The organism is Pseudomonas sp. P1_A1 (assembly GCF_056406935.1).
This window is the reverse complement of record NZ_JBFTZE010000011.1, coordinates 145637-159262: the sequence shown is the minus strand read 5'-3', so window position 1 is coordinate 159262 and position 13626 is coordinate 145637. Positions and strand designations below refer to the sequence as shown.

At 59.7% G+C, this 13626-nt stretch carries 13 protein-coding genes; 7 read left to right on the top strand and 6 right to left on the bottom strand.

Features of this window, described 5'->3' with window-relative positions; translation table 11 throughout:
* The first annotated feature begins 214 nt into the window (after positions 1–214).
* Positions 215–775 (top strand): nitroreductase family protein, encoded by a 561-nt coding sequence (locus AC1D2Q_RS18195; protein WP_305478320.1) that lies wholly within the window; start codon positions 215–217, stop codon positions 773–775.
* A 158-nt stretch (positions 776–933) separates the two neighbouring features.
* On the top strand, positions 934–1518 hold the full coding sequence (locus AC1D2Q_RS18190; protein WP_477814068.1) for a Spy/CpxP family protein refolding chaperone: 585 nt from the start codon (positions 934–936) through the stop codon (positions 1516–1518).
* 35 nt (positions 1519–1553) lie between these two features.
* Here the strand turns inward: AC1D2Q_RS18190 and AC1D2Q_RS18185 are convergent, their stop codons facing one another.
* The gene (locus AC1D2Q_RS18185) at positions 1554–2120 is read right to left on the bottom strand and encodes a phosphoribosyltransferase family protein (protein WP_028939728.1); all 567 of its coding nucleotides are present in this window, start codon (positions 2118–2120) and stop codon (positions 1554–1556) included.
* 289 nt (positions 2121–2409) lie between these two features.
* Between AC1D2Q_RS18185 and AC1D2Q_RS18180 the strand changes: the two genes are divergently transcribed.
* Together AC1D2Q_RS18180 and AC1D2Q_RS18175 are read left to right on the top strand one after the other, a co-directional pair.
* The gene (locus AC1D2Q_RS18180) at positions 2410–3114 is read left to right on the top strand and encodes a phosphoribosyltransferase (RefSeq protein ID WP_477814117.1); all 705 of its coding nucleotides are present in this window, start codon (positions 2410–2412) and stop codon (positions 3112–3114) included.
* Positions 3107–3757 carry a dienelactone hydrolase family protein gene (locus AC1D2Q_RS18175; RefSeq protein WP_477814067.1) on the top strand — a complete coding sequence of 217 codons (651 nt, stop codon included), beginning with the start codon at positions 3107–3109 and terminating at the stop codon, positions 3755–3757. Before AC1D2Q_RS18180 ends, AC1D2Q_RS18175 begins: the two co-directional genes overlap by 8 nt.
* Before the next feature lie 32 nt (positions 3758–3789).
* Here the strand turns inward: AC1D2Q_RS18175 and AC1D2Q_RS18170 are convergent, their stop codons facing one another.
* Positions 3790–5157, bottom strand: coding sequence for an erythromycin esterase family protein (locus tag AC1D2Q_RS18170; protein WP_477814066.1), 1368 nt, complete (start codon positions 5155–5157; stop codon positions 3790–3792).
* Between the two features lie 154 nt (positions 5158–5311).
* Positions 5312–5854 carry an Hsp20/alpha crystallin family protein gene (locus AC1D2Q_RS18165; protein WP_477814065.1) on the bottom strand — a complete coding sequence of 181 codons (543 nt, stop codon included), beginning with the start codon at positions 5852–5854 and terminating at the stop codon, positions 5312–5314.
* 403 nt (positions 5855–6257) lie between these two features.
* Between AC1D2Q_RS18165 and AC1D2Q_RS18160 the strand changes: the two genes are divergently transcribed.
* Entirely contained in the window at positions 6258–8540 is a 2283-nt protein-coding gene (locus tag AC1D2Q_RS18160; protein ID WP_477814064.1) for a heavy metal translocating P-type ATPase, read from the top strand.
* A 14-nt stretch (positions 8541–8554) separates the two neighbouring features.
* On the opposite strand, the gene fnr is transcribed toward AC1D2Q_RS18160, so the two are convergent.
* The 3 genes from fnr to AC1D2Q_RS18145 all read right to left on the bottom strand — a co-directional run bounded on the left by fnr (position 8555) and on the right by AC1D2Q_RS18145 (position 11084).
* On the bottom strand, positions 8555–9301 hold the full coding sequence (gene fnr / locus AC1D2Q_RS18155; protein ID WP_477814063.1) for a fumarate/nitrate reduction transcriptional regulator Fnr: 747 nt from the start codon (positions 9299–9301) through the stop codon (positions 8555–8557).
* 164 nt (positions 9302–9465) lie between these two features.
* Positions 9466–10113 carry a BON domain-containing protein gene (locus tag AC1D2Q_RS18150; protein WP_105346849.1) on the bottom strand — a complete coding sequence of 216 codons (648 nt, stop codon included), beginning with the start codon at positions 10111–10113 and terminating at the stop codon, positions 9466–9468.
* 50 nt (positions 10114–10163) lie between these two features.
* Entirely contained in the window at positions 10164–11084 is a 921-nt protein-coding gene (locus tag AC1D2Q_RS18145) for a universal stress protein (RefSeq protein ID WP_477814062.1), read from the bottom strand.
* Between the two features lie 259 nt (positions 11085–11343).
* On the opposite strand from AC1D2Q_RS18145, the gene AC1D2Q_RS18140 reads away from it, so the two are divergent.
* Positions 11344–12582, top strand: a complete 1239-nt coding sequence (locus AC1D2Q_RS18140) for an MgtC/SapB family protein (RefSeq protein WP_477814061.1) — start codon at positions 11344–11346, stop codon at positions 12580–12582.
* 107 nt (positions 12583–12689) lie between these two features.
* On the top strand, positions 12690–13607 hold the full coding sequence (locus AC1D2Q_RS18135) for a universal stress protein (RefSeq protein ID WP_477814060.1): 918 nt from the start codon (positions 12690–12692) through the stop codon (positions 13605–13607).
* The last annotated feature ends 19 nt before the right edge of the window (positions 13608–13626 follow it).

Sequence of the window (13626 nt, the reverse complement as noted above, 5' to 3'; positions counted from 1 at the left end):
GCTCCTGCGCGAGCCAGACGCTTGCAGTGCGCATTGAGCGTTCATCGTCTATCAGATGCAGATCAATTTCGCGCAATGTGGTCCGCTCCGAGGGGGTGAGTCGTCAGACAAAACGGGAGGCCGGTTGTGCCTTGATTTGATTTTGATCAACAGCAAGCCCTCGTGGGCGGATGACTTTATAAAGGATATGACACTCTTTTGAGGTATGCCCCCCATGAACATCGATAAGGCGATCTCGGGCCGTCGCTCGACGCGGGAGTACACGACAGAAGCGGTTGATGAAGACGTCATTCGTCGTTTGATCAGTGCCGCTGCGCAGGCGCCCAGCGCGATGAACCAACAACCGTGGACATTTACCGTCATACGCGACCAGAGCCTGCTGGATCGGGTCTCGCGCGAAGCGAAGGCTCACCTGTTGGCGACAATACCCGCAGCGGCCCAGCCCGAGCACTTCCATACGTTGCTCGATGATGAAAACTATCAAATCTTCTACCACGCGCCGGTACTCATCCTGATTTCGGGAACCGCGCCGGGTCAGTGGGTCGTCGAAGACTGCGCACTTGCTGCCGAGAACCTGATGCTCGCGGCGTACGCTGAAGGGCTTGGTACTTGCTGGATCGGTTTTGCCCAGGGTTTTCTTGGTACGCCGGATGGAAAGCATGACCTTGGCCTTCCCGCCGAGTGGACGCCAGTGGCACCGATCATCGTCGGTCACCCGAAATCCGCGCCCGCGCCCGTGCCCCGGAAGGAGCCAGTGATCCGCTGGATTGGGTGACAGCACTGTGGATAGCGATGGTTGGCCGCTCCTCTTACGGGGCAACTCGACCGTCTATCCACTTGCCCGGCGGCCTGCCTGTTTTCTGATGTGGATCAGATACACCCCCAGGCCGACTTCTATTCTCGAATCAACCCACGGTGTCGAGATGAACTGAAATGAACAGATCAAGCCTGATCGGCCAATGCATGTTGATGGCGGCAAGCGTGTTGCTGGCGTCATCTACCAGCGTCTTCGCCAACCCGCCGATGTCTGCGCAAGGTGGCATGTATCATCGTTTTCAGGATTTCGATTGGGTCAAATACACGCAACAGACCCTGGACGATCTCAAGGGCAAGCTCAATCTCAAGCCGGAACAAATGGCTGCCTGGGATACCTGGGCCACGGGGGTCATGGCGGACGCCAATCAGCATCAGGAAAAGGCCAAGGCCGAACGTGATGAAAGGGCGAGCACGAAGAGGGCGTCGACGGATGAAACGACCCCCGAAAGAATGGCCAGAGAGATAGAGCGTTTGCGCATGCAAACCAAGTGGATGGAGGCGCATCTGGAGCGCATGGATGCTGCGCTGGTGCGTACCAAAACTTTCTACGAGGTTTTGGATGCTGAGCAGAAAACCATTTTCGATCTGTTCTGGACGGTGGTGCATCACCGGCTCTACGGCAATGACCGTTGGCAGATGCCGATGCACATGTTCAGACCACGAATGATGGAAGGCGACCAGGACGAAAAAAGTAAACAGTAAGCGCTACTCACTGTTCGATTACGCATGTCGCGCCGTCATCGCGCGGCGCCATGCCGCCAGACCTCAATACAGAACTCCTTTTCGTAAGGGGGCACGTTGCATTCGACGATGTCAGTGGCGGCCACTTGCAGATGCACGCCGACGATATCGGCATGGATCGGCTGCTGGCAGACGTGCCGGTCGACCAATACGGCCGTGTAGACCCGACGAGCACCGAGTTGCGCCAGATACGCGCAGGTACGCAGGAGTGAATGGCCTTCGAACAGCACATCGTCGACAACGAGCAGGGTGGTGCTGGCAAGGTCCAGTTCGCCCAGCAGCGGGTTTTCGGTCAGTTCGGTGTGGGCATGCAGCACTTTGAGGTCATCGGCATAGCGCTTGACCTTCAAGGGGTAGAGCGGCAGTTCTGGCTGGCCGGTCTGATGTGACAGATGCTGTTGTAGACGCTGCGCCAGAGGTTCGCCGCGGCGCTGGATGCCAATCAGTGCCACTTGAGTGGATGGCAACAGTGCCGCTGCCTGGCGCGCCATTGCCTGCAGCACCGAATCGAGTTCATCGCTGTCGTACAAGCGCAATCGCGGGCTCGCAAACAAGGTCGGCATGACAGTCTCCCATAGCGCGCCGCTGCGGGGCGGCGCTGTCCACTATTGGCAACGTAATCCATTGGGCCCCAGCCTGATTGATATTGATCAACAACGGCGAAATGAAATGCCCGGTCTCTTGCGCGGACAGGGTTGGCCTTGCGCGCGAGCTTGATAAAAATCAACGACAAGGAGACTCCAGCGGAGGATTTTTAATAAAAACTGATGCTTGATCCCGCAAGGACGTGGAGAGGTCAAGGCTGTGTGATACGAACCGACAGGTGTGCTCGCCTGGGGAGGTTTTCAAGTGATTTATAGTCCCTCAACGCAAACCCTCCTGCGTGACCGGGTGGATGCCGGTCGAAGGCTGGTGGAACCGTTGCTCAAATACGCTCATCGACCCGATGTCATCGTTCTCGCCTTGCCCCGTGGCGGCGTGCCGGTTGCCTATGAAATTGCCACGGCCCTGGAGGTTCGCCTGGACCTGATGCTGGTCCGCAAGCTCGGGGTGCCATTCCATCAGGAGTTCGCCATGGGCGCGATTGCCAGTGGCGGCATCCAGATCGTCAATGACGATACGCTGCGGGCGAACCGCATCGATCAGCGCACGCTCGATAACGTGGTAGCACGGGAAACCCAGGAGCTGTTGCGTCGCGAGCGCCTGTACCGGGGCTCGCGTGCCCCCTTGGCGCTCAAGGATCAGGTGGTGATTCTGGTCGACGATGGCCTGGCGACCGGGGCCTCGATGATGGCGGCGGTCCAGGCGGCGCGCCTGCAAGCACCGTCGCGTATTGTCGTCGCCGTGCCGGTGGCGCCACCGGAGACGGTAGCGGCGATGTATGGCGAAGTCGATGAGGTGATCTGCCCGCTCACCCCCGAGTGGCTGATGTCGATCGGCAATTGGTACATGAATTTTTCCCAGACCTCGGATGAAGAAGTCATCGATCTTTTGCATCGGGCCTGGCGCAAAGAATCCGGTACGAGTGCTTCCGGTCAGGAGAACTCCAATGTTTGAGCTTCGCTATCGAAAGCTGGACCTGGGGAACGTGGAGCTGTCTGCCGACCTGCGTCTGCCGGTGCACGCTGGCGGCCTGGTGGTGTTCGTTCATGGCAGCGGCAGTGGTCGCTCAAGCCCGCGCAATCAACAAGTTGCGCTGTCGCTGGCTCAGCGGGGGGTGGGCACGTTGCTGTTCGATCTGCTCACGGAGCCAGAGCAATACCTGGACAACCAGACCCGGGAATTGCGTTTCAATATTGCGCTGCTGTCCAACCGACTGGTGAAGGTGATCGACTGGATTGGCCGGGACGCCGAACTGCAACCGCTACCGATCGGATTGTTCGGCGCCAGCACCGGTGCTGCGGCGGCACTGTTGGCAGCCGCCGAGCGGGCGGACGTGGTGCATGCGGTGGTGAGCCGGGGAGGGCGCACCGACCTCGCTGGAGCGGCGCTGTCCCGCGTGAGGGCGCCGACCTTGCAGATTGTCGGTGAGCTGGATCCGGTGGTGCTCAATCTCAATATGCAAAGCAGTCGCGCCCTGCAGTGCGAGCAGCGTCTGGAAGTGGTGGCGGGCGCGACACATCTTTTTGAGGAACCGGGAACCCTCGAAGAAGTCGCCAGACTGGCCGGCGACTGGTTCGAGCAGTATTTGCGACGGTAGTCGTCCCGCGCGGACAACCACCGTCTGGCCTGTCATATGCCGAATGGAAAAGTTTCGTCTTCCGGTTCCAGCGCCTGGCTTTTCGGCAGGGGCAACGCGGTTACCGGTTGCGTCTGTTCAATCCAGACCATGGCGTCGAATTGTTCGCTCAGCACTGACTCGAAGTAGTGGCTGCTGCGCTCGCTGGCGGGTCGATAGATCACACCGATGGCCCGCTCCAGCAGCGGTTTGGACAGGGCCCGGCGCAGCTCTTTTCGCTGTGGATCCCGCCAGTCGGTCAATGAGGCCGGGACGCCGGCATCGAGGAACTTGCGCTCCCAGCTGTCTGGCCGGGACGGCCGGATCTCCTTGATGAGCATCTCGCCATCCCAGTCGTCGGCCGCGGCCACCTGGCCACGGTCGGTGCTCATGCCAATCAGAACCACATCGCGCCCATAGGCATTGCGGCACAGTTGACCGATATTGAACTGACCCTTCCAGCCCATTTCCGTGGCGGCCGCATTGCCGATATGCGAGTTGTGCGCCCACACAACGGCCTTGGCTTGAGGGCCACGGTGTTCGAGCAGTGCGCGTAACGTGTCGAACATGTGCCTGTCACGCAGGTTCCAGGAAGTCGTCGAACCTCGATAAATCGCTCGGTAATATTGTTCCGCCGCCTGGATGACCCGGGCGTTCTGGGTCGCATCGAAAAACGCCTCATCGTCCTTGATTGCCCCGCTCAGTTGCTCGGCCAGCATGGCATTGAGCTGTTCGACCACCGCATGCTCGCAGGGCATTATGCCGTCGCGTTCGACAAAGTGGCCGTACAGCGCAGGATCATCCTGCCACGGGGTCAAGCAGCCATAGCGCCGCCGCGCTTCGTGTGCCAGCGGCGGGTCGACACGGTCCAGATAGCTCAGCACCTCATGGATGGAGTTGCGCAAACTGTAAACGTCCAGACCGCGAAACTCGACGCGCTGTTCAGGCGCGTGTTGGTGGTTGTACTGATGCAGCCAATGGGTGAACGCTTTCACATCGGTGTTGCGCCACATCCAGGTCGGGAACCGGCTGAAAATGTGTCGTGCCCAGGCCGAGCGCGCCAGCCCCCGGGCATAACGGTCTACATGACCCGCGTCTGGCCAGTCTGCTTCAACGGCCACGATATTGAATCCGTGCTGCTCGATCAGCCGTTGGGTAATCGCCGCCCGGGTCCGATAGAAATCACGGGTGCCATGGCTGGCCTCACCGATCATCACCACGCGCGCATCCGCGAAGCGGTCGAACATTTCACCAAAGGCTGGTGAACTCAGTTCCGGCAGGGGTTCGGCGTATTGACGCAAGAGCGGGACGATGGAGGCCTCGTCAATGCGGGTATGTGAGCCATACAGCTGGTTCAGCATGTTTTGGGAAGGTGTGTTCATGAACGTCATCCCCATAAAGGCGGGTTGGTCGACGTGCAGGGCTGCGTAGTGTCATGTCGACGGCCAGAGGCCGCGCTGACTTGCACTTTTTTGATCGGGTCCCTCTCGGAAAGCAGCCCCCTGCCGGTTTCCCGGCAAGGGGCCGGGCTTGCGGTCAGTCGGCTTTGATCGTTACGACTTTGTCCGCTTTCATGGCTTCGGGTTTTTTCGGCAGCGAGATGCTCAGTACGCCTTTGCTGAAGCTCGCTTCGATCTTCTCGGCGTCGACCCCCTTGGGCAGGTTGAACACCCGTTCGAAGGAGCCATAGTGACGCTCGCTGAGGTGATAACCCTTTCTCTTTTCTTCCTTGTCCTCTTTCTTTTCTCCTTTAATGATCAGGCAACCGTTGGACAGTTTGAGCTCGATGTTCTTCTGATCCATGCCGGGCAGTTCGGCAGTGATTTCGAAGCTCTTGTCTTTCTCGGTGATGTCCACGGCAGGCACGCCATAGCCTGTCAGTTCCTTGCGCCAGAGCGGTTCGACATCAAACAGTCCGCGACCGAATAGCGACAGCCCTGTGCCGCGGCTGAAGTCTTCGAACACGTGATCGATCTGTTGGCGAAGGTTTTCAAAGGGCCGCCACAGCTCGGTTGTCATTGGCTGCGCAGCGGTTTTCTTTTCGGCTTGCACCGGCATTTTTTTCACGGAATTGGCCATTTCTTTCTCCTCTTGGCGAATAAGGTGAACCGAACGAACATGGGGTGTGCGGCCCACCACGACAAAACAACAACCCGACACTCGCCCTTACTAGGCCAGTGTTCCGGACCGCAACATCCAGCCGGAATCGAAAGAGTGGGTGCCGGCCGCAGATACGGCGGTGTGAACGCTGACTCTAAATGTCTACGTGAACGGGCAATGCCTGTTTGATTTAAATCAGAAAGAAAGCACACAGCGATTTTGTCCTGCTGCCGCTATTGCGCTAACGCCAGGCGAAGCTTCAATTGATAGCGCGCAGCGAACATGCCGGGCATTCCAGACCTAAGCTCTACCCATGACGGCGATGAGCCGCAGGCATTTGTACAACGAGGGCTGCGCAGCGTTTCTTGAGGAACCCACATCGATGTTCAGTAAGTGGCTGGACCCGATTTTATTGCTGCTCACCACCCTGACCCTGCTGGCCGGGGGCATTGCGCAGGTTGCTCACAAGTCTGACTGGGCATCGATTTGCTGGGCCGCGGGCAGTCTGGTGATGGCCCTGGTGCTGCTCGTCGAGATTGTCAGGCGCCTGGCCCGGCGCGAGGCGGGTGTGGACCTGATCGCCCTGCTGTCGATTGCCGCCGCGTTGTTTTTTCAGCAGACGCTGGTGGCGGCGGTGATTGCCTTGATGCTGGCGTCGGGGCGCATCCTGGAGTTCTTCACCCAACAACGCGCCGAACGCGAACTGCGTGCGCTGGTCGACCGGGCGCCACGCGTTGCCTGGCTGCAGGAGAACGGCAATTTACGGCAGATTCCGGTCGAGCAGATCCAACTGCATCAGACGCTGCTTGTGCGCCTGGGGGAGGTGGTACCGGTCGATGGCCGTCTACTCAGCCCCACGGCGATTCTCGACGAGTCGGCGCTCACCGGCGAGTCATTGCCGGTCACCCGCCGGGAAGGGGAACTACTGCCCAGCGGTGTGACCAATGTCGGTGCGCCGATGCTGCTGACAGCCACTCGAACCGCAGCGCAGAGCACCTATGCCGGGGTGGTGCGCCTGGCCGAAGCGGCACGACGCTCGCGCGCGCCTTTCGTGCGTTTGGCCGACCGTTACGCGTTGTTCTTCATTCCGCTGACATTGTTGATAGCCGGCATCGCCTGGTACATGAGTGGCGACTCTTTGCGCGCGCTGGCGGTTATGGTGGTGGCCACGCCTTGCCCGTTGATTCTGGCCGTGCCGATTTCGATCATGTCAGGTATTTCCAGGGCAGCGCGGCGCGGGATCCTGATCAAGGACGGCGTCACCCTGGAAGCGCTGGCCGAGGTCAAGCAAGTGTTTCTCGACAAGACCGGCACGTTGACCAGCGGCCACGCCCGTTTGCAGTCGATCGAGACCAACGGAGCGCTCGATCCGCAGCGTCTGTTGAGCCTGGCCGCTTCGCTGGCACAGGCCTCGACACACCCTATCTCCCAGGCCATTGTCGAGGCGGCCTGTCAGCGTGGATTGCCGCTCAGCGTGCCGCAGGCGGTCGAGGAAAGTCCGGGCTCCGGTCTTTGCGGGTTGATCGATGGTCTGCGGGTGCGTTTCGGCACGTTGTCCTTTGTTCAGAATGAATCACCGGTTGGCGACTGGGCCGCCACCATGCTGCGTCGCATGGATTACCTGGCGTGCAGCGGCAGCTTCGTTGAAGTGGACGGGGCACTCGCGGGCCTGCTGATCTTCTCCGACAAGCTGCGTCGGGAAACCCCGCTGACCCTGCGCCGACTGCGCAACAGAGGCATCGAGCGGATCGTCATGCTCACGGGCGATCGCGTGGAAACCGCCGAGATGATTGCATTGTCGGCCGGGATCGACGAGTTGCGCGCCGGGTTGAGTCCTGGGGACAAGGTGCGTGCGGTACAGGATGCCTGCCAGCACGCCAGCACACTGATGGTCGGTGATGGCATCAACGATGCCCCCGCCCTGGCGGCGGCCAATGTCGGGGTGGCCATGGGGGCGAGCGGTGCCACGGCGTCCGCGCAAGCAGCGGGTGTGGTGCTGCTGGTGGATCGTCTGGATCGTCTGGTCGAGGTGCTGGACATCGCCCGTCAGACCCGCCACATCGCCCGTCAAGGCGTATTGGCCGGCATGGGCATGTCGGTGCTGGCCATGGGAGTGGCCGCCTTCGGTTACCTGCCGCCGCTGGTCGGTGCCGTGGTGCAGGAGGGCATCGACGTGGTGATCATTTTCAATGCCTTGCGTGCATTGGGGCCGTTGCCGGGTTTGCGCCAACGCAAGCTGGCCGCCGAGCATATCGATCACCTGCAAGACGAACACGACCAGCTCGCTTCGGTACTGAGCGATCTGCACCAACTGGCAAGCGACTTCGCCCAGCGCCCACTCGAGCAAGCGCAGAGCGACTTGCTGGCGCTGGTAAAAAACCTGCAGGAATCACTCGCCCGCCACGAACGGGACGATGAAAACACCCTGTACCCGCTGTTGACGCAAAGCCTGCCCGGCGAGGACCCCATGTCGGCGATGAGTCACGTCCACCGCGAGATCTTCCGCCTGATCCATTTGCTGGCGCGCATGAGCACGGATTTCAGTACCGACCCGGCAAGAGCTTCTGTCGATGAGATACAGCATCAGTTGATTCGTCTGGATACCCTTGTGCGGCTGCACTTCGATCAGGAGGAAGAGCTGTTTCGTTACCTTGATAAGCGCTGAAAAGCCATGCAGGGTCAGTGGAAGGCCACCGAATGGCAACCAGCGACCAGCTGCTTGAGCCCGTGCAGGTTCAGGATCTTGACCTCACGACCGACTATTTCCACCAGCTCCTGTTCCCGCAGATGGGCGATACCCCGGCAGATGGTTTCCAGGCGTAACCCCAGGTAGGAGCCTATTTCGTCGCGCCGCATCTTGAGTATGAATTGGTTCGATGAGTAGCCGCGCGTGCTCAAGCGTTGCGACAGGTTCAGCAGAAAGGCGGCAAGACGCTCATCCGAGTTCATGTTGCCCAACATCATCAGCAGATCGTGATCGTGGACGATTTCGCGGCTCAGAAACCTGTTCAGGTTGTGTTGCAGTGCCGGCAGCTCCCGGGCGAGTTTTTCCAGCTGAGAAAAGTGGATGGGGCAGACTTCACTGTCTTCCAGGGCAAATGCATTACAGGTGTGCTCTTCGGCGCTGATGGCGTCCAGGCCGAGCATCTCGCCGGGCAACTGGAATCCGGTGACCTGCTCGCGGCCATCGAGCGACAACACGCTGGTCTTGAATGAGCCGATACGGATCGCATACAGCAAGCGCAAGGGATCGCCTGCGCGGTAGAGGGGAGCGCCTTTCCTGACCTTGAACCGTTGCAAAATCAGCTTGTCCAGGCGCTCGAGTTCCAGTTTGCCGAGACCAAAAGGCAGGCAAAATTCTAATACACTGCAATTGGAACAGGCAGCCTTGAAGTGTTGACCCTGAAGCAGGCGGACTTCAGTCATGTCAATGGCGCCCTTGGGGGGTTATATATAAAGCATAGGTGCTGTGCACCCGGGCACGGATTCCGTTCGGAAGATCGCCGGAAGCAATCGACAAACGGAAAACCGTTGGCCCGTCGCAAGTGCTTGTTATCCCGGGAAATTACAGGTTCCCCGGGATCATTGACTCAGGCAATGCGCAGATGATCATCCACTTGCCTCACCCCCGGTACCGACCAGGCGGCACGTTCGGCGATCTTGCGTTCGCGCCACAAATGAACCTTGCCTTCCAGCTTCACCACATCGCCTTCGACCTTGACGTGAATTTCCTGGGCATCGACTTCGGCATTGCGCTTGAGGGCTTCTTCGATACGACGCTGGATATCCTCCACGTTCACCTGCGGGCGAAGGGTGAGCCGATTGTCTACGCCTACCACTCCCGACAACTTGCGCACGGCCATCTCGGCGGTTTCTTTCTGGTACTGCCAGTCCACTTCGCCTTCAAGGGTGATCCACCCTTTCTGCACAATGACCTTGATGTCCTGCTCGGGAATGTCGGAGCTCCAGGTGAGGATATTCAAGGCGCGGGAAGCAATAGCGTCGTCCGCCGTGCCAGCGCTTTTCATCGGCCTGACCTGAATTTCTTCGGCAACGGCGCGTACCCCTTTTATGCTTTTTACCGCGCGTTCCGCGCTGACTTTTTGCGCGTAGCTTTTAACGTGCCCGGTGAGCGTGACGACGCCGTTGTCCACGGTTACCCCGATGTTGGCGGCATCGATCTCAGGCTGGAATTCAAGCTCATCCATAATGCTCTGACGCAGACTCAAGTCGTTCATGGTGATGTCCTTTGTCTGAAAGGTTGGTAGGTCAGGTGCGAAACAGCGCTCTACAGTTCCTCAGGTGAAACCACCCAGACACTGCACGGCATTTTGTACAGCAGATGCTCCACCGTACTGCCCACCAATCGGCCCACGCCCCGGTGGCCGACCCGGCCCATGACAAGCACGTCGATGTCGTAGGCATCGGCGTATTGGGTGAGGACCTTGCTCGGGTTGCCCATGATCATGTGCTGTTGCTCTGGCGCAATACCATTGCGCTCGGCCAGTTCGCGGAAGGCATCGGCCTGTGCGTCGAACAGTGTCTTGGCTTTGCCAGAAGAAAACAGCGCCGAGCTACTGTCGAAATCGAACTCGTCTGCGCTGAGGGATGAAAGGTCGTGGGCGTAGATCACGTCGAGCTGGGCGTTACAGGTGCTCGCCAGTTTTGAGGCCTCGCGCAAAATCCTGTCGTTGAAATCCTTGTACTGGGTATTGCTATGGAAGGGATCGACCGCGGCGACGATTCTGCGCGGCAGCGCGTGCTTCACGTGGCTGACAAAATGCAGCGGCACCGGGCATTCGCGCAGCAAATGGATATCCAGGGGCGTGAACATGATCCGTGACAGCAGCGACTCGTATTCCAGTGCCTTGATCAGTACCGCCATCGGCTGTTCTTTGAGATGAATGAGGATTTCCTGCAAAGGTCGTTCAACCCAGATCACCTCCGTGGTGACGGGCACCCCGATTTTACGCAAGGGGCGGGCCTGTTCTTCGAGCCATTGCCGATGGCGCTCGACATACCCCAGCCGCATCTCCTCCAGCGCTTGTTCGTTGACCATGCTCGCCGTTGCCAGGCCTTGCAGGTAATCGAAGGCGACGATATGCAGGGCCGCGCCCGAGGCCTTGGCCAACGCAGCGGCGCGGTCGAATGCGGGGCTGTTTTCCATGAGGGGTGAGACGACCAGCATGAAGCGTGACTGCTCAGACATGACCAAACTCCCGTCAATAAACGTAGATATTCCTGTACTCACTGGCACCCCTGCGTTTGGGCAGTGGTCCTCTGGCTTTTATCCTGCCGCTGACCGGGGTGACGGGATTGATCTTTATCAATTTGGCGAGTGATCCAGCCTGCGTCCCGACGTGTGGCGGGGGGCGCCACGTCCATCTATAAAACATTGACCACTATCAATCTCTCCTGCGTCATGCCGGTGCAGTCTTGGGGTTGAGGCTTACCCGGACAGGAATCACATGAACGACACCTTGGGCCTGGCAGGGGCGGCAGCTGCGCTGGGGATCGGCATGCTCATCGGCCTTGAACGTGAACGGCACAAGGGGCGGGGGGACAGTCGTGCCTGTGCCGGATTGCGCACGTTTGCGATCACCGCGTTGCTGGGGTATGTGGCGATGCAGGTCGGTGGTGGTCTGCTGTTGGGGACCATGGCGATCTGTCTGGCCTTGCTGGTCACCGTGGCTTACTGGCGAAGCCTGAGCAATGATCCTGGTGTCACCAGTGAAGTGGCGTTATTCACGGTGTTGGTATTGGGGGCGTGGTGTGGCACCGCGCCGGAGTTGGCCATTGCCATTGGTGTGGTGGTGGCGGGGCTGCTGACGTATCGTCAAAAGCTGCACCACTTTGCGCGTAGCCAATTGACTGAAGCGGAAATGCGCGACGGTCTGGTGCTGTTGGTCGCCGCGCTGGTGGTGTTGCCACTGGCGCCTGACCGTTTTATCGGTCCGTATGCCTCTATCAATCTGCGCACCATTTGCAGCTTGACCGTGTTGCTGATGGCCGTCGGGGCGATAGGGCATATCGCCGTTCGTATCCTGGGCGCTCGTTACGGCTATGCGGTCAGCGCCATCGCTTCCGGATTTGCTTCCAGCATCGCGACCATCGCCGCGATGGGGCACCTTGCCGCCAAGGAGCCAGGCAACATCAAAATCCTGAGCGCGGCAGCGATGCTGTCCAACCTGGCTACCGTCATTGAGGTCGGCCTGATCCTGGGGGCGGTCGACACCGGTCTGTTGCGGCACATGTGGGGACCGCTGTTGTGTGGTGCCGCCGCCACGGTGTTGTATGGCCTGAGCCTGATGTTCCTGGAACCTGCGAGTGGTGCCAATCAGCCGGTCAAGGTCGGCGGTGCATTCAACCTCAAGCTGGCCTTGGTCATCACGCTGACCATGACCGGCATCACCTTTGTGTCTTCGATGGTGCTCAGCCACTTTGGCGAAGTGGGCGTGATGGTCACGACGACGCTCACCGGTTTCGCCGATGCCCATTCTTCGACGGCGTCCATTGCCGCCCTGGCCAAGGCCGGGCTGTTGCCGTTCGACGCCATTGCCGGGCCCACGCTGGTTGCCGTCAGCAGTAACTCCCTGAGCAAATGCCTGGTGGCCTGGGTCAGCGGCGGACGACGGTTCGCCGCGTATATCATCCCCGGCCAGGTCTTGCTGACGTTGGCAATGTGGGCGGGTATGTTGCTGCATTAACGGGCATACGCGCGCTGTAGCTGACAAAGATCAAGTCGCCCGAATCTGCCGCGATCACTCTAGGGTTCTACTCATTGCATCGAGATGGCCGCGTGCCGAGGTGTCCCATGTCGCAGACTCAGCGTTTACTGTTGATCGCCCCCCATTCCATGACCCGTACTCCGGCGTTCGACCGGGCCGCCGCGTTGGCCCGCGCGATGCGATCGCCGCTGCACATCGTGGCATTCGATTACTTGCAGGCCCTGGCCGTCGCCGGCCTGTTCGCCCCCGAGCAAATTGCCCAGGCCCGGGAAGGCTATTTGCAAACCCATCGGCAATGGCTTGCCGAGCAAGCCCATTTGATAAGCAAACACGGCGTCGAGGTCACCAGCGAGGTGGTGTGGGTACAGCACCCTTACGAGGAAATCCTGCAATTCGTCAACGAGATGTCGCTGAGTCTGATCATCAAGGACGCCCAGGAAGAGTCGGCGTTGAAACGGGTGTTTTTCACACCGCTGGATTGGCAGTTGTTGCGCGATTGCCCGGTGCCGGTGCATCTGGTGACCAACGCCCGGAACGCGCGGCCACGTAACGTGCTGGCCATCGTCGATGTGTTGCGTAGCGAAGAGCAGGACCTGGTATTCAATGACCAGATTATCGACGCCGCCACCAAGCTGGCTGAACAATGCGAGGCGCAAATCGAGTTGGTGCATGTGTATGACTGGACGGCCGTGTATGCCCTGGACATGGGCGTTGGCGCACTCCCGTTGGCCTCCGGTCTTTACGAAGCCATGGGCACGGCGCAACACCAGACGTTTACGGCGCTGGCCGAGCGTCACGGCGTGCCGTCGGAGCGTCGGCACTTCATCGAAGGTGCGCCATTGCCGAGTATCTGCAAGTTCGCCGAGGACCATCACACCGATGTCATTGTGATGGGGACGGTGCGGCACTCGGGGTTGAGCAAGCTATTGGGGACGACTGCCGAACAGCTCTTGCACCGGGCCCCTTGCAGTGTGCTGGCGATCAAACCCGACAGGTCGTTGTAACCCTGAACGTTGACTTGCC